Origin of the sequence: Anaeromusa acidaminophila DSM 3853 (assembly GCF_000374545.1) — a bacterium.
Taxonomy (GTDB): domain Bacteria; phylum Bacillota; class Negativicutes; order Anaeromusales; family Anaeromusaceae; genus Anaeromusa; species Anaeromusa acidaminophila.
In genome coordinates, this window is sequence record NZ_KB894585.1 from 141981 (window position 1) to 158296 (window position 16316).

Sequence of the window (16316 nt, forward strand, 5' to 3'; positions counted from 1 at the left end):
TTGGAAGGAGTGGCAGGATTGACTGCCTCGCAGGAAGGCGCAGCGCGCCAGGAAATGGAAGAGCTGCGGCAGCGGCTTCAGGAATACAGCTATCATTATTACGTGCTGGACGCGCCGGTGGTGGAGGATGCGGAATTCGACAGCCTGCTGCAGCGGTTGCAGCAACTGGAAGAAGCCTATCCGCAGTGGAAAACGGAAGATTCGCCTACGCAGCGGATTGGAGCGGCGGTAGCCAGCGGCTTTAGCAAGGTGCGGCATTTAGAGCCGATGAAAAGCTTGGCCAACGCCTTTAGCGCCTCCGAATTGCAGGCCTTCCATGCTCGCGTGACGGGAGCCTTGGAGCGTCAGGATGTTCAATACGTTGTGGAACCCAAGATTGATGGTCTGGCGATTAATCTTTGCTATCAAGACGGCATGCTACGGTGGGCGGCGACTCGGGGGGACGGTGTAGAGGGCGAAGACGTGACCGCTAATGTGCGTACTATTCGTTCCATTCCGCTGAAGCTGCGGCCGGTAAACGGCGTGGTACCAAAGCTGCTTGAAGTGCGCGGTGAAGTCTTTATGCCTCGAAAATCGTTTCAGCGTCTGAACGAGGAGAAGGAAGAAAACGGCGAACCTCCTTTTGCCAATCCGCGCAATGCGGCGGCTGGTTCTTTGCGGCAGATGGATCCGCAAGTGACCGCTGACCGGGAGCTGGACGCTTTTTTATACGGACATGGAGCTTGCGAGGGGTTAACTTGGCAAGCGCACTCGGAGTTTTTGAACTATTTGAAGGAAGCTGGCTTTAAGGTGAATCCGTTGTATCGGCTTTGCGCTACGATGGATGAAGTGGTGGCGCGCTGCGAAGAATGGGATACCTTGCGCCATGAGCTGCCTTATGAAACCGATGGCTTGGTAGTAAAGGTGGATTCTCTGGCAGCGCAGCAGCAGTTGGGGAGTACGGCGAAGGACCCGCGGTGGGCGATGGCTTATAAATTTCCGGCGGAGCAAGCCTTGACGGTACTGCTCGATATTGAAATCGGCGTGGGTCGCACGGGGGTTTTGACGCCTACAGCCGTGCTGGAGCCGGTGCGTTTGGCAGGAACTACCGTTAGCAGGGCGTCGCTGCATAATGAAGATTATTTGCGAGAAAAAGACATCCGTATAGGGGATACTGTACGTATTCATAAAGCAGGAGAAATTATCCCGGAAGTGCTGGGTGTGTTGACGGAAAAAAGAACAGGCTCAGAACGCGTCTTTTCAATACCGAAAGAGTGTCCCGAATGCGGCGGACCGGTAGAGCGGATGGCAGGGGAAGTGGCGCATCGCTGCGTCAATCCGGCGTGTCCGGCCCTTTTACGAGAAGGGTTGATTCATTTTTCCTCTCGCGACGCGATGAATATTGACGGCCTGGGGCCGGCAGTGGTGCAAGCTTTGCTCAAGGCGGGTTTAATAAAGGACGCTGCTGATTTTTACTTGCTGCGGCTAGAAGATGTTGCGGCGTTAGAACGTATGGGAGAAAAGTCGGCCGCCAATCTCTTAGCCGCCATTGAAGCCAGTAAACAGGCGGGTTTGTCTAGACTGCTCTTTGCGCTGGGCATGCGTCATGTAGGAGTTAAAGCGGCGCGGACGCTGGCTAGAGCGTTTGGTTCTATGGAAGCGCTGCAGCAAGCGGATGAAGCGACGCTGACGGCGCTGCCGGAAGTGGGCGCTAAAATGGCTGCCAGTATCCGTGAGTATTTGCAAAAGGATACGGTTAAGCTGCTGGTGACGCGGCTGCAAGAAGCCGGCGTAGTGATGACGGAGGAAATGACCCAAGAAGCAGGCGCTAACCGGCTGCAAGGTCTGACCTTTGTGCTTACCGGCACGTTGCCGTCGCTGAGCCGCCAGGAAGCAGGAACGCTGATTGAGGCGCAAGGCGGCAAGGTCAGCGGCAGTGTCAGTAAAAAAACCAGTTATGTCGTGGCCGGCGAGGCTGCAGGAAGCAAGCTGGAAAAGGCGCAGACTCTGGGCGTTAAAGTCTTGGACGAAGCGGCGCTCTTGGCGCTGTTGGCGGAATAAAAATGTGCTATAATTAACCAATATATAGGGTAAACTGTCAAATAGGATGGTGAGAGTAGAAATGAAAATCGATAAAAAAGATGTAGAAAAAGTAGCTCTCTTGTCGCGTCTGGAGTTTTCCGAAAGCGAACTGGAGACCTTTACCGGGCAGCTCAATTCCATTCTGGATTACGCAGAAATGATGGAAAACTTGGATGTAGCGGATGTCAAGCCGACGGCGCATGTGCTTCCTTTGCAGAACGTGTTGCGCAAAGATGAAGTGCGCCCTTCGTTGGATCATGATTTGGCGCTTTCTAATGCGCCCGAAGCCGAAGATGGCTACTTTAAGGTTCCCAAGATTGTAGAAGGTTAGAAAGGGGCGATGAGCATGCATTTGTGGCAGCAATCCTTGCACCAATTACATACCCGCCTAGCTCAGCGCGAAGTGACGTCTGAGGAAATTACGCGTTCCGTACTAGAGCGCGTAGGGGCGGTAGAAAACGATGTGAAAGCCTATGTGACTCGTCTTGATGAGGCGGCGTTGGCTCAGGCGAAAGCGGTTGACGCGAAAATCGCTCAAGGGGGAGCCGTGTCTCCTTTGGCTGGCATTCCCAGTGCTATCAAGGATAATATGTGCACCAAAGGCGTGCGGACGACCTGTTCGTCGCGCATGCTGGAGCGTTTTATACCTCCCTATGATGCGACGGTGATGCAAAAGTTGGCGGCGCAGGATTTTGTCATGGTGGGTAAGGCCAATATGGACGAATTCGCTATGGGCGGCTCTACGGAAAACTCCGCATTTTTTCCTACTCACAACCCGTGGGATTTGGCGGCAGTTCCCGGCGGTTCCAGCGGCGGCTCGGCCGCAGCTGTGGCAGCAGGGGAAGCCATCTGGGCTCTTGGCTCGGATACAGGCGGCTCCATTCGCCAACCGGCGGCATACTGCGGCATTGTAGGTTTGAAACCTACCTATGGTCTAGTGTCTCGTTTTGGCTTGGTAGCATTTGCTTCCTCTTTGGACCAGATTGGACCGTTGACGCGCAACGTCACGGACTGTGCAATGGTACTCAACGCTATTGCCGGGCACGATCCCTTGGACTCAACGTCCATCAACCAAGAAGCGCCTGACTATACCAAGGCGCTGGTGGAAGACATTCGCGGCTTGAAAGTGGGCATTCCCAAAGAATACTTTGTAAAAGGGATGGACCCGGAAGTAGAGAAGGCGGTTCGCGCCTCTATCGCCCGCCTGGAAGAGTTGGGCGCTACTTGCGTAGAAGTGTCCATGCCGCATACGGAATATGCTTTGACTGCGTATTACCTGATTGCCCCGGCGGAAGCCAGCTCTAATTTGGCCCGCTATGACGGCGTCAGCTTTGGTCATCGCAGCGCTGAGGGCAACGACATTGTCAGCATGTATAAGAAGACCCGTAGCGAGGCCTTCGGAGCGGAAGTAAAACGCCGCATCATGCTGGGTACCTATGCCCTAAGCTCCGGTTACTATGACGCCTATTATCTGAAAGCCCTCAAAGTCCGCACTTTGGTCAAGCAGGACTTTGACAAGGCTTTTGAAAAAGTAGATGTTCTGGTAACACCCACAGCGCCGACCACAGCCTTTAAGATTGGCGAAAAGAGCGGCGATCCTCTCTCGATGTACTTGCAGGATGTCTGCACCATCCCCGTAAACTTGGCTGGCGTTCCCGGCATTTCCGTTCCCTGCGGCTTCGCCCAGGGCATGCCTGTGGGCTTGCAGTTTATCGGTAAGCCCCTGGCGGAAGAAACACTGCTGCGTGTGGCCTATACCTTTGAACAAAGCCATGATTATCACAAGCGCCTGGCGCCGCTCGGGGAGGGTAAGTGATGAAATACGAAACAGTTATTGGTCTGGAAATCCATGTGGAGCTTAAGACCAAGTCCAAGATTTTCTGCGGCTGCAGCACCGAGTTCGGCTGCGGTCAAAATACCAATGTTTGTCCGGTGTGCCTTGGCTTGCCTGGCGTGCTGCCGGTCATCAATGAAAAAGTAGTGGAATACGCGATTAAAGCGGGCTTAGCCCTGAATTGCAGCATTGCCTCTTTTAGCAAGTTTGACCGTAAAAACTACTACTATCCGGATTTGCCGAAGAACTTCCAAACTTCGCAGTACGATTTGCCCATCGTAGGGATGGGACATCTGGATGTTGAGGTGGAAGGCGAGACGAAACGCATCGGCATTACCCGGATTCACATGGAAGAAGACGCAGGTAAACTTGTACATTCTGGCAGTACCATTACCAGCTCGGATTCCGCCCTTGTCGACTACAATCGTACCGGCGTGCCGTTGATTGAAATCGTTTCGGAACCAGATATTTCTTCTCCTGCGGAAGCTAAAGCGTATCTGGAAAAAATTAAAACCATTTTGGAATACTTGGATGTTTCCGACTGCAAAATGGAAGAGGGAAGTCTGCGCTGCGACGCCAACATTTCCATTCGTCCGGTGGGAGCTAAGGAATTGGGCACGAAGACGGAAATTAAAAACCTCAATTCTTTCAAGGCGGTGCAACGCGGCCTAGAGTATGAAGTGGCCCGCCATATTGACGTTATTGAAGATGGCGGACGTATCATTCAGGAAACCCGTACTTGGGATGACGCTAAGGGCATGACTCTTTCCATGCGCAGCAAAGAACAGGCTCATGACTATCGGTACTTCCCCGAGCCGGATCTGGTGCCAATCGTCATTGCTCCGGAAAAGATTGAAGCCATTCGCGCTACCTTGCCGGAGTTGCCTGATGCACGGCGGCAGCGCTTAATGGATGACTATGGTCTTCCGGCCTATGACGCATCCATCCTTACCTCCAGCCGGGCTCTGGCGGACTACTACGATGCTCTTGTAGCCGAGAAAGCCGATGCTAAAGTAGCGGCAAACTGGGTGATGGGAGAATTCGCCAAGCATTTGAATAGCTCCGAATACACGGTGGCAACCGCTCCGGTCAATCCGACTGCGTTGGCGGGCTTGATTCAACTGCTGGACAAGGGCACTATTTCCGGTAAAATTGCTAAGGACGTTTTTCAGTTCATGTGGGAAAGCGGCAAAGACGCGGAAACTATCGTGAAAGAAAAAGGCCTGGTGCAGATTTCCGATACCGGTGCAGTAGACGCCATTGTGGAAGCGGTGATTGCCGCTAATCCTCAACCGGTGGCTGACTTCAAAGCCGGTAAGCAAAACGCTTTGGGCTTCTTGGTAGGCCAGGTTATGAAGCAGTCGAAAGGCCGCGCTAACCCCGGCATGGTCAACGAAATGCTAAAGCAGAAGCTACAATAAGTTTATAAGCTAAGCTGTGCGGGAGTACCTCTCGCACAGCTTTTTTAAATTGAACAAGAGTAGAGTGAGTAGATGGAGGGCCCGAAGGAGTAGAATAAATCATGTTCTTTTGTACTTGTACTTAACTATTAGTTAACAAAATGAAAAAAATAATGCAGCCGTAAAAATAAAAATGTAATTTCTAAATTTACACTTGACTTCGATTGTGGCGCGATGTATACTAAAAACAATTAAAAAATAGAAATGCGAAGAAGGAAAGAGTAGCTTTTCTCAACTGTGCAGAGAGCGGATGGTTGGTGAGAATCCGACGGAGCGGGAAAGTGAAGTTCATTCCGGAGCAGCGGGCTGAAAGAATAACGAGTAGGCTTGGCCGAGTTCCCGCGTTAAGGGATTCAAGTGGGCTGTTGTCAATAAGGGTGGTACCGCGAGCGCAAGTTCGTCCCGGAGTAGCATCCTTTTTTGTTTGTCAGCAGCCAAACAGGGTGGTACCGCGCGAGTCGCTCCTGAATTTTGGGAGCGTCTTTTTTCGTCCCTGTGTTTTGCAGTGACAATCGACTTTTAAAAAGGAGGAAACAAAGATGGTTATTGTATTGACTCCAGGGGCTAAAGAAGAAGAGGTGGCGGTGCTGCGCGAGGTACTGCAGGAAGCAGGTTGCGAAGTGTGGCCGACAAAAGGCGCGTTTCAAGATATTTTGGGACTTGTTGGCGAAACCCATAAAGTAGACCGGGAGCAGGTTATGTCCTTCCGTTGCGTTGAAAAGGTATTGGCGGTGCAAGATCCTTACAAAAAAGCAAACCGCCTCTTCCATCCTTTGGATACGGCTATTCAGGTAGGCAACAGCCGGATTGGGGGCGGCGGGCTGGCTGTGATTGCCGGACCTTGCTCAGTGGAAAGCGAAGAACAGATCGTCGGCATCGCGAAACAGGTGCAAGCTTCCGGTGCGACGTTCCTGAGAGGCGGTGCGTATAAGCCCAGATCGTCACCGTACAGCTTCCAAGGCATGCAGGAAGAAGGTTTGGAATTGCTGAAACTCGCGCGAAAAGCAACTGGCTTGCCCATTGTGAGCGAACTGGTTTCTACGGACCAATTAGAGCGTTTTGTCGATGATGTTGATGTGATTCAAATCGGTACGCGGAATATGCAAAACTATGAACTGCTAAAAGCCGTCGGGGAAGTAAATAAGCCGGTACTGCTCAAACGCGGCTTGTCCGCGACGATTGAAGAATGGCTGATGGCTGCAGAGTACATTATGGCTGGCGGCAATGAACAAGTCATTCTTTGCGAACGAGGTATTCGCACTTTTGAAACCTATACGCGCAATACGTTGGATTTGAGCGCCGTGCTGGCAGTGAAGCACCTGAGCCATCTGCCGGTAGTGGTGGATCCTAGCCACGCCGCAGGCATGTGGTGGATGGTGGAAGCGCTCTCCAAGGCGGCGGTGGCAGTCGGAGCGGATGGCCTCATGATTGAGGTCCACAACGAACCGGAGAGGGCGCGCTGCGACGGAGCGCAATCTTTGAAACCGGAGCGTTTTGACCGCCTTATGGGGCAGCTGCAGCGCTTGTCCGCCTTGGAAGAAAACGCGATCTAATAGTAAGGAGCTGCTGATTTAACTCGGCGGCTCCTTTGTTTTACATATAGAGCAGGATTTCTATTTTTTTGAGTCGAATACAGTGGCGAGACAGAATGTTCGGAACATCGAAGGAGGTTATGCAGCATGGCACAGATCCAAGAATTGCCGCTGGAAAAATTGCGTTTTCATTGTGATGATTGTCTGTTTGCTTTTGAAACCACGGAGAATGTACCGCCTCTGGAAGTCATGATTGGTCAAGAGAGAGCCGTTCGAGCCGTGCGTTTTGGCTTGGCTACCTCAAGCCATGGGTATAATCTGTTTTTATCCGGCTTAACTGGCACTGGTAAAATTACGTACGCCAAGTCGGCGGTGCAGGAAGTAGCTTCCCAAGAAGCCGTGCCTGTCGACTGGTGCTATGTGAATAATTTTGATTCCTCCAGCCAGCCGTTGGCGATGATGCTGCCTGCAGGCATGGGGCGTATTTTTAAGCAGGATATGCGGGAATTGGTGGATGATCTTAAAACCGATATTCCTAAAGCGTTCAGCGGCGAAGAATATGAGAGGGCTAAAGCGGCGCTAATAAAAAGCTATCAAGTTAAACGGGCGGAAATTGTCGAACGCTTTAATGAAATGGCAGAGGCGAATGGCATTTTGCCGCAATGGAGCACAACTGGCTTTGTAGGCGTACCCACGATTGACGGTAAACCGTTGACGCCGGAAGAATACCAGAAGCTCGAAAAAGAAGAGCGCGAAGCCATTGAAGAAAAAATGCTGATGATGCACGAGCGGGCGACGGAAGTGGTTCGGGAAATGCAGCATCTGGAGAAAAGCATTCGCGAAGAAGTAAAAGAACTGGATTCTAAAATCGGCTTGTATGCGGCAGGCCATTTAATTGAAGCGCTGAAAGAAAAGTATCAGGACTATGATCAGCTTACTACCTATCTGGAAGCGGTAAAAAACGATGTTGTGAAGCATATTCATGATTTCCGGCCTGCTTCGGAAGAGGAGCAGAATAATCCGTTGATGCTCTTTAAGAAGCCGCAGCAAGACGGCGTGAAAGACCGCTATGCCGTCAATGTGCTGGTGGATAATCACGATTTGGACGGCGCTCCGGTATTGGTGGAAACCAATCCAACTTTCTACAATCTAGTGGGCCGTGTGGAATATGAAGCCCGTATGGGCGTGGCTAGTACGGATTTTACTATGATCAAGGCTGGCGCTTTGCATCGGGCTAACGGCGGCTATCTGATTTTAAACGTCAAAGACGTTTTAATGAACATTGGTGCATGGGAAGCCTTAAAGCGCGTGCTGAAAACAGGCTGTTTGCAGATTGAAAATTTGGGTGAGCAATATGGCATGCTGGCGATGTCTTCGCTGAAGCCTCGTCCGGTGCCGATTAGCGTAAAGGTTGTGCTGATCGGCAGCGCTCAGATTTATCAGCTTTTGTACGCATACGATGAGGATTTCCGAAAACTTTTCAAAGTACATGCTGATTTTGACGTGGAAATGACGAATGATGCGGTGAATTTGCGCAAATTGGCGAATTTCGTAAAAACCACGGTGGAAAAAGAAAAACTGCGTCATTTTGACCGCAAAGCGGTATCGAAAGTCGTCGAGTATTCCTGCCGCTTGGCAGGAAGCCAGAAAAAGCTGACTACCCGCTTTAACGAGCTGGTGGAATTGTTGTGCGAGGCGGATATTTGGGCGGCTCTGGATGAAAGCAAGCTGGTGCGCGTGGAGCATATCCGGCGGGCTATTGACGAGAAGCGTCATAGGGCCAATAAGTATGAAGAAAAATTGAAGGAAATGTTTGCAGAAGGCAAATTCCTTATTGATGTCAGCGGCGAAGTGGTCGGTCAGGTGAACGGCTTAGCGGTGCTGGGCATCGGTGAGTATATGTTCGGCAAGCCTTCGCGCATTACCGCCAACACCTATTTAGGGCGCAGCGGCATTATCAACGTGGAACGGGAAATCAAAATGAGCGGCAGCAGCCATAGTAAAGGCGTGCTCATTCTTTCCAGCTATTTAGGCGCTAAGTATGCGCAAAAGCAGCCCCTTTCTTTGACTGCCAGCCTCACCTTTGAGCAGCAGTACAGCGGCGTTGACGGTGACAGCGCTTCCAGTACGGAGTTGTATGCGCTGCTCTCTAGCCTCTCCGGCCTGCCCCTTAAACAGTCCATTGCCATTACCGGTTCGGTTAATCAAAAAGGGGAAGTGCAGCCTATTGGCGGGGTCACGCAAAAAATTGAAGGATTCTTCGCCGTCTGCAAGATCAAGGGTCTCACTGGAGATCAAGGCGTTATGATTCCACATCAAAATGTGGATGAGCTGACGTTGGATGACGAAGTAGTTGAGGCTGTGCGGCAAGGCGTATTCCATATTTATCCGGTGCGGACCATTGACGAAGGAATTGAGTTATTAACAGGAGTTCCTGCTGGCGAAGAGCAAGAAGACGGCTCCTATCCGGAAGGCACAGTACATGCTCTTGTCAGTGCCAAACTCAAAGAGTATAATGATATTCTGCTAAGCCTCGGTAAAAATGAGGAAGGCAAGAAAAACGGCGATAAAAGCGAAGAATGAGGAATGTTGAATGGCGCCTGTAAGGCAGGGAGAAATAAAAGAGATTGTTATTTCCGGTTTGGGTCATAGCGGCGAAGGTGTGGGTCGCATCGAAGGATTTACTGTATTTGTCGAAGGAGCACTGCCGGGAGAGACCGTGCGCTGCCGTGTCGGCGTAGTGAAAAAACAGTATGCAAAAGGGAGCCTGGTGGAAGTACTCCAGCAGGCTCCAGCGCGTGTGCAGCCGCCTTGTCCGGTATATGTCGCCTGTGGCGGCTGCCAGCTGCAGCATCTGTCCTATGGGGGGCAGCTGACGGAAAAACGAGTCCAGGTACAAGCGGCTCTGCAGCGCATTGGCGGTCTTGGCGATGTGCCGGTGCATGCCGTGCTGGGGATGGAAGATCCTTGGCGGTATCGGAATAAGCTGCTACTGCCGGTAGCGCGCGGCGCTAAAGGCGAAGTGGAAATCGGCTGCTTTGCGCCTGGAACGCACAGGGTCGTCAATACAGAAGATTGCTTGATTCAGCAGGAGCGGAACAATGAAGCCGCTACCGCTGTGCGCCAAGTGCTGGCGGAATTGTCGATTCCTTTATATGACGAAAAAACCGGTCAAGGATCGGTACGCCATGTTCTGGCTCGCACCGGCGTAAACACCGGCGAGCTGATGGTGGCCTTGGTTACGGCGACGCCAACGTTGCCGCGCAAGACGGAGGTCATTGCCAAGCTGCGCCAGCGGTTGCCGCAGCTGACGTCGTTGATGCAGAATATCAACAACCGTCGCACCAATGTGGTAATGGGGCCGGTATCGAAAAAACTGTGGGGGCGCGAATATATCGAAGAAACGCTGGACGGGCTGACTTTTCGCATCTCGCCATTGTCCTTTTTTCAGGTAAATACCCTGCAGGCGCAAGTTCTCTACCGCCAAGCGCTGGCATACGCCGCCTTAAAAGGCAGTGAAACGGTAGTGGACGCCTATTGCGGTACTGGCTCCATTACGCTATTCTTAGCGCGTCAGACCGCCAAAGTTTACGGCGTTGACGTTGTCGCGCCCGCCATCGAAGACGCGAAGAAAAACGCCGAGCGCAATGGACTGCAAGATAAAGCTACCTTTGTAACCGCCGACGCAGCCGTTTGGATGCCGGAATTGGCAGCCAAAGGTCAAAAAGCGGACGTGGTCGTCTTGGACCCGCCCCGGGCGGGCTGCGAACGTTCCGTTTTGGAGGCTGCCGCGACCATGCGTCCTGACCGTATCGTTTACGTATCCTGCAACCCTGCCTCCCTGGCTAGGGATGCCGCTGTTTTGACGGAACTGGGCTATACGGTGAGAGAAGTACAGCCGGTAGATTTATTCCCAATGACGCATCACGTCGAGTGCGTTGCACTGCTGGAGAAAAAATAAATAGAACAGCCCTTGAAAATGCCGTAAATAAGCCATTTTCAAGGGCTGTTCTTATTATATAGTTTAAATTTAAGGCGGCTTTCTTGGTGTGTATTAAGGTAATTACTGGTTTGTTTGTAGTTGAGAAGTAGAAAAACGGTGTGCAGTTACGCTGATAGGGTTTAACCGTTTGGCAAAAGGAATAACCTTGTGGCGAAATGAAGTCAAGAAATGTCTCACTACAGTTTCGATTAAATGGCTTGATGTTATTCGCGAAAGAGAATATAATATAACACGGTTGGGCTTTATGGAGGTGCGCTGTGGAATACATGACTGCTCAAGAAGCGGCTGAAAAATGGGGTATTACAAAACGAAGAGTACAAATACTTTGTGTGGAGAACCGGATTGAAGGTGCTCAACGTTTAGGAACTATGTGGGCGATACCTCAAAATACAGAGAAGCCTGCAGATGCAAGAATTAAAAAAAACCATAATAACGATAGTTATGAGAAATAGAATATATCTTTTAACTATACTTTGGTTAAAAAATAAGACTAGTGTAAGAAAGAACTTTCAGGAGGAATTTTAATGGTAAAACATATTATCAAATGTGGCGATTGCCTTGAATTAATAAAAGAACAGGAAAAAGCGTCTATTGATTTGTTGGTGACTTCACCCCCATATTGGGCGAAGCGTATTTATAATGGCTCGGGAGAACTAGGATCTGAGCCAACACCAGAAGAATATGTTAAGACGTTAGCTGACTATTTTGATACTTTTAAACCATACATTAAGAAAACTGGAAATTTATTTATTAACATTGGTGATACATATTTTGGATCCGGAGCAGGGGCATGGAATAAATATGTTGATGACAATGGCGATATAACTCAATATCAAAAAGAAAGAAAAGAAAAATACTTTACATTAAAACCGTTGCAGCCGAAAATCAAACAAAATGGTAGACTGTACCAGAATAAACAATTGCTTCTAATACCATCGAGATTTGCCATTGAAATGCAAGAAAGAGGATGGATATTAAGGGATGATATAATTTGGCATAAACCTAATCGAATACCAGCTAGTGTTAAAGATAGATTCAACAATATGTATGAGCACGTTTTTCATTTTGTAATGGCAAAATCATATTACTTTGACCTTGATTCCGTAAAGGTATTGGGGGCTAATGGGAAAATGAAAAATCCTGGTGATATATGGGCAATAAATACTCAACCATTAGATGGCGACCATACAGCCTCGTTCCCTGAAAAACTGGTAGAACAGATAATCTCATGTGCCTCACCAGAGAACGGAATTGTCTATGATCCATTTATGGGTACCGGCACTTCTTGGATAGTGAGCGACCGATTAAATAGAAACTTTATCGGACATGAAATTAATCAAGGGTTTTGTGAATATGCAAAAGATAGAGTTGAAAAGACATCAAGAGGTGAAAATATTGCCGAAATTTATTAATATTTCCCATGAGAGGTTATGTGACTGTAAGCCGGGGCATTTATCTTGCATTCCAGCTAAACAGTGGATACTTAATCAAATAGGTGTTTGGGAATTCAAATATGAGGAAAGAGACATTAGAGATAAAAAGCTACACCCTGCAACGTTTCCAATAAGTATGGCTAAAAGAGTAATGGAGCAATTTACACATGTTGGGGAGTTGGTCTTAGATCCTTTTGTTGGCTCAGGAACCACCCTTGTTGCAGCACAGGATTTGGCAAGAAATGCTATTGGATTTGATTTAAAACAAGAATATATTAAAATCGCTGAAAGTAGGATAATGCAACAATCGATAGTCTCTGATTTGATTCATAATTGCCAGCAAATAGCAGTACGTGATGATGCTAGAAATATTCAAGAGTATATACATGAAGGAATAGTCAAATGTGTGTTCACTTCTCCGCCGTATGCAAATTTATTAAACCGAGAGCGTAAAAATAAAAGTAGACGTGGAGATAAACGTAAGAACGATCAACTAGGGGTTGTTGAACAATACAGTCAGGATCCAAGAGATTTGGGAACTCTAGAACAAGCAGACTTTGAAAATGCAATCAAAGAAGTGTTTTCATCCATAAAACCTCTGCTGGCTCCTAAAGCGCATTGTATAATAAATATTACCGATGCGTGGATAGAGGGACGAAGGGTGCCTCTTCATATCAATGTTATTAAAGCTATGGAGGATGCTGGATATCAGTTCAGAAACACAATAATATGGGATAGAAGAAATATTGTCAATCAAATTGGCATCTTCGGTTGGCCAAGTAGTTATATAACGATGGGCACTACATTCGAATATATTCTGGATTTTATTGTAGAACCGACAGTTACTAAATAGGAGTTATAAATTATTAATGTGAATATAGAAGGCTAAAAAGGACAACGTCTAAAAATGTGACGTTGTCCTTTTTCATAAAACAGTTAAATTTCAAGTTGTTCATTATAAAGTCGATTTTTATATGCAGGGCGGACCCTGAATTTTGTGCCATGGTTATGACCTGTTCTGGCGTCAAAATCGATATATACTTGTCCTTCTTCAACTAAAGAAACAAAATTATCAATATCAAGTCCGGTATAAACTTCGAAGTGCTCATAGTGATAATATTCAATACCGTTTTCTCTTTTTGTCGTAGCTTTAACATAAAGCGTATTTTTTAATTTTGCGGAAATTTTACTTTCAATATCATGAAAGTCCCAAAAAGGTATAGGATTCAGCTCAGAGAGGCCTATTCGATCTGCAACAGAATTTTTCCAATGGTCATGATGAGATGCTATTTTTCCAGAATCAAATGTTATAAAAATTTTCTCGTTTTCTCTATCGACACCAACGGTGAACCCTCGGTCACTATAACTCGATGCACTTATTGTCTGGCGAAAACTCATTTCATAGTCTGGATATGTAGTGCCTGCTTCCTGATGTGGCCAACCATATTTAGGTAGTAATATTTTAGGAACAAATCTTGCATTTCGAGGTTTGGGCTCACTATGAAATAAAGTTAGTAAAGAACTTGTTTCTGCTCTTTGACTTTTTATTTCCCATTCACCAAAATCAGGTAATTGCAAATTATTTTCTGAAATTTCTAAGAGGTCCTCTAACGTGTTGCCAACTCCACCTTGATTACCGTAACGTTTATTTTCAATCCATCCCAAATCTTTTATTTCAGAAAGTCGATGAATCAAATTATTTAGGTCTCTTGAAACCAAAATAACACATCCTTTCATTTTAACATAGAATAAAATGAATTTACATAATTTAGTATATCAGATAAAACACAAAATGTACATTTTAAATATCCGATATATAATGGTTAAAAAGCTTAAATGCACACACAAAAGCAACACTAAGAATGAACACAACGACATTATTATGTAAGCGCACTTGACAAAATAGGTTAAATGTGTAAAAATAGGAAACAGATAAACAATAGGAGGTAATTTTATTGGATAACATTAAAATCAACGAAAATCTTATGCGTAGAATCGTTCGCGCCATAGATAAAGCGATTGTAGATGATGTTCCCCTGTATCTGCGGGAGCAGCATAAAGAAACCAACAATGCAGCAATACAGCTTCGTGGAGACTGCATAAATGACAACCTCAGAAACCTTGTCATTGGCGGGAACATCGAGTTTGTTCCTTTCAAGAGGTATGTGTGGGAAGGCAGAATGATTGTAGATCGGGCTGATAAGATTACATATACGATAACAACCCAGAAGACGCTTAGGGCAGTGCCAAGGAAACAACGCAATAAGCCGCATTTTCTTCAGACAATCCTATATAAGGAAAACGGCGGTTACGAAGCGCCGATAAAGCAGATGACACTTATGGATCTTTTCCCGTTTGAGGAAGATGTTCTGGAAGATGATTATTACTCTATTGTCGGAGACCTGATTGACTCTGCGGAAGGGTATCGCCATTATATCATCGCTTATGAGGCAGAGAACAGCGAACTTCGAGATATTCAGCTGGAGTTCCTGGACAAGGACTTCAACATTATAGCTGCGGCATCTTTGAATGAGTACATAAAGCCGGATTTTGCAAGGCTTACAGATGTCGAGCCTGTTGCTGAAGCCTATGGCGATGAAGTTGATGGTGAAACAAGGAGTCTGCTGACAATCAAGCAGGGACTCCGCCCGAAACTTCGAGAGGTTGAAAAGCAGGCCTGACAAATTATAGTCAGGAGATGAAATATTATGGATAAAAAGATATTCAACGGTAAGCGCCTGAAGAACGCAAGGCTGTTCAGAGGACTTACCCTTACAGAATTAGCGGAAAACACAGGAATCAGCAAACAATCGCTGTCTCTTTATGAAAATGAGAAGAACACTCCGGAACATGAAAGGGTGCGGGCTTTAGCCACATCCCTTAACTTCCCTTATGATTTCTTTTTCCAAAAGGACGCATGGGAAACAGTAACGGATGTCACATATTTCCGTTCACTTGCAAGCGCGACCAAAATGGATCGTACCGCACAGAGCATAAAGCTTGAATATGTGGCGAAAATCTACGAGGTGCTGCTGAACTATATTGATTTTCCAGCCCTCAATTTGCCTGAGGTATCCTTTGACGGCAGTGATGATGAGTTTGATGACAAGGGTATTGAGGATACCCAAGAGCAAATTGAATCAATCGCACAACGGGTCAGAGAGCTATGGTGCGTTGGCGACGTTCCAATAAAAAATCTACAGTTTTTGCTTGAAAAGAATGGAATCATTGTAACCGGCTTCGATACAAAGGAAGATAAAATCGACGCATTCAGTCAGAGAACCATTGTTGGCAAAGGGGATAGATATTTTATCGCAGTTGCTCTTGGACAGCGACCGGAAGGCAGAATCCGTTTTGATATGGCGCATGAGCTTGGACACATTTTGCTCCACCCTTGGAGCGAAAATCTTGAACTTATTACCAAGGAGGAGTTCAAGGCCCGTGAAAAACAGGCAAACATGTTTGCAAGCGCCTTGTTGCTTCCCGAAAGCAGCTTTGTCAAAGATGTGCAGGCCTATCCCACCGACCTCAAATACTACCAGTTCCTTAAGAAAAAATGGAAAGTTTCCATTCAAGCGATGGCTTACAGAAGTAACCAGCTTGGCATTATAACCGATAACCAGTTCCAGTATATGATGCGCCAAATATCCAAAAACGGATGGCGCACTAAAGAACCAGGCGATGTCCCGCATTCTCTGAACGAAAATATTTTTCAAGGGGCTATGGATCTTCTTGCTGAAGAAAAGATACTCAACCCTGCAAACATTATCCGGACTTTAAAACAGTACGGTATTACACTGTACCGTCAAGATATCGAGGAACTGCTCCATCTGCGAGAGGGAACGCTTTATGTTGAGGAGAGCAAACCGCAAATCATACAGCTTAAACGCCCTGATGATACGCATAGAGGCAACGAATAAAATGCAACAAAACCGCCTCCTAAGATAAGTCTCAAGGTGTTTAAAGAATGGCTTGTAGCCACTCTTTCTTATA

The 16316-nt window shown here is 47.4% G+C and carries 13 protein-coding genes and 1 other annotated feature; of the genes, 12 read left to right on the top strand and 1 reads right to left on the bottom strand.

Features of this window, described 5'->3' with window-relative positions; translation table 11 throughout:
* The first annotated feature begins 9 nt into the window (after window positions 1-9).
* From ligA to C508_RS0104330, 10 genes are all read left to right on the top strand, one after another.
* The gene (gene ligA, locus C508_RS0104285; RefSeq protein WP_245553714.1) at window positions 10-2040 is read left to right on the top strand and encodes an NAD-dependent DNA ligase LigA; all 2031 of its coding nucleotides are present in this window, start codon (window positions 10-12) and stop codon (window positions 2038-2040) included.
* 61 nt (window positions 2041-2101) lie between these two features.
* Entirely contained in the window at window positions 2102-2392 is a 291-nt protein-coding gene (gene gatC / locus C508_RS0104290; RefSeq protein ID WP_018702315.1) for an Asp-tRNA(Asn)/Glu-tRNA(Gln) amidotransferase subunit GatC, read from the top strand.
* Between the two features lie 15 nt (window positions 2393-2407).
* Window positions 2408-3877 (top strand): Asp-tRNA(Asn)/Glu-tRNA(Gln) amidotransferase subunit GatA, encoded by a 1470-nt coding sequence (gatA, locus tag C508_RS0104295; RefSeq protein ID WP_018702316.1) that lies wholly within the window; start codon window positions 2408-2410, stop codon window positions 3875-3877.
* On the top strand, window positions 3877-5316 hold the full coding sequence (gatB, locus tag C508_RS0104300; RefSeq protein ID WP_018702317.1) for an Asp-tRNA(Asn)/Glu-tRNA(Gln) amidotransferase subunit GatB: 1440 nt from the start codon (window positions 3877-3879) through the stop codon (window positions 5314-5316). Before gatA ends, gatB begins: the two co-directional genes overlap by 1 nt.
* Before the next feature lie 239 nt (window positions 5317-5555).
* Window positions 5556-5763, top strand: a binding site (T-box leader).
* A 131-nt stretch (window positions 5764-5894) separates the two neighbouring features.
* The gene (gene aroF / locus C508_RS0104305; RefSeq protein ID WP_018702318.1) at window positions 5895-6908 is read left to right on the top strand and encodes a 3-deoxy-7-phosphoheptulonate synthase; all 1014 of its coding nucleotides are present in this window, start codon (window positions 5895-5897) and stop codon (window positions 6906-6908) included.
* Window positions 6909-7034: 126 nt separating this feature from the next.
* A complete protein-coding gene (locus C508_RS0104310) occupies window positions 7035-9470 on the top strand; it encodes a Lon protease family protein (RefSeq protein ID WP_018702319.1) in 2436 nt (811 codons plus the stop codon).
* Window positions 9471-9480: 10 nt separating this feature from the next.
* Window positions 9481-10848, top strand: coding sequence for a 23S rRNA (uracil(1939)-C(5))-methyltransferase RlmD (gene rlmD, locus C508_RS0104315; RefSeq protein ID WP_018702320.1), 1368 nt, complete (start codon window positions 9481-9483; stop codon window positions 10846-10848).
* Between the two features lie 308 nt (window positions 10849-11156).
* The gene (locus tag C508_RS0104320) at window positions 11157-11342 is read left to right on the top strand and encodes a helix-turn-helix domain-containing protein (RefSeq protein WP_316843012.1); all 186 of its coding nucleotides are present in this window, start codon (window positions 11157-11159) and stop codon (window positions 11340-11342) included.
* A 72-nt stretch (window positions 11343-11414) separates the two neighbouring features.
* Window positions 11415-12302 carry a DNA-methyltransferase gene (locus C508_RS0104325; protein ID WP_018702322.1) on the top strand — a complete coding sequence of 296 codons (888 nt, stop codon included), beginning with the start codon at window positions 11415-11417 and terminating at the stop codon, window positions 12300-12302.
* Window positions 12277-13176, top strand: coding sequence for a DNA methyltransferase (locus tag C508_RS0104330; RefSeq protein ID WP_422664640.1), 900 nt, complete (start codon window positions 12277-12279; stop codon window positions 13174-13176). Before C508_RS0104325 ends, C508_RS0104330 begins: the two co-directional genes overlap by 26 nt.
* A gap of 83 nt (window positions 13177-13259) precedes the next feature.
* On the opposite strand, the gene C508_RS0104335 is transcribed toward C508_RS0104330, so the two are convergent.
* Window positions 13260-14042, bottom strand: a complete 783-nt coding sequence (locus C508_RS0104335) for an MvaI/BcnI family restriction endonuclease (protein ID WP_018702324.1) — start codon at window positions 14040-14042, stop codon at window positions 13260-13262.
* Between the two features lie 236 nt (window positions 14043-14278).
* Between C508_RS0104335 and C508_RS0104340 the strand changes: the two genes are divergently transcribed.
* Window positions 14279-15004 carry a DUF5986 family protein gene (locus C508_RS0104340; protein WP_018702325.1) on the top strand — a complete coding sequence of 242 codons (726 nt, stop codon included), beginning with the start codon at window positions 14279-14281 and terminating at the stop codon, window positions 15002-15004.
* Between the two features lie 27 nt (window positions 15005-15031).
* Window positions 15032-16243 carry a helix-turn-helix domain-containing protein gene (locus C508_RS0104345; RefSeq protein WP_018702326.1) on the top strand — a complete coding sequence of 404 codons (1212 nt, stop codon included), beginning with the start codon at window positions 15032-15034 and terminating at the stop codon, window positions 16241-16243.
* Window positions 16244-16316 lie beyond the last annotated feature (73 nt).

Bases quoted from the DNA above. Each gene is read 5' to 3' on its own strand.
- gatC (WP_018702315.1), top strand. From the start codon at position 2,102: ATGAAAATCGATAAAAAAGATGTAGAAAAAGTAGCTCTCTTGTCGCGT.
- gatA (WP_018702316.1), top strand. From the start codon at position 2,408: ATGCATTTGTGGCAGCAATCCTTGCACCAATTACATACCCGCCTAGCT.
- gatB (WP_018702317.1), top strand. From the start codon at position 3,877: ATGAAATACGAAACAGTTATTGGTCTGGAAATCCATGTGGAGCTTAAG.
- aroF (WP_018702318.1), top strand. From the start codon at position 5,895: ATGGTTATTGTATTGACTCCAGGGGCTAAAGAAGAAGAGGTGGCGGTG.
- C508_RS0104310 (WP_018702319.1), top strand. From the start codon at position 7,035: ATGGCACAGATCCAAGAATTGCCGCTGGAAAAATTGCGTTTTCATTGT.
- rlmD (WP_018702320.1), top strand. From the start codon at position 9,481: ATGGCGCCTGTAAGGCAGGGAGAAATAAAAGAGATTGTTATTTCCGGT.
- C508_RS0104320 (WP_316843012.1), top strand. From the start codon at position 11,157: ATGACTGCTCAAGAAGCGGCTGAAAAATGGGGTATTACAAAACGAAGA.
- C508_RS0104325 (WP_018702322.1), top strand. From the start codon at position 11,415: ATGGTAAAACATATTATCAAATGTGGCGATTGCCTTGAATTAATAAAA.
- C508_RS0104345 (WP_018702326.1), top strand. From the start codon at position 15,032: ATGGATAAAAAGATATTCAACGGTAAGCGCCTGAAGAACGCAAGGCTG.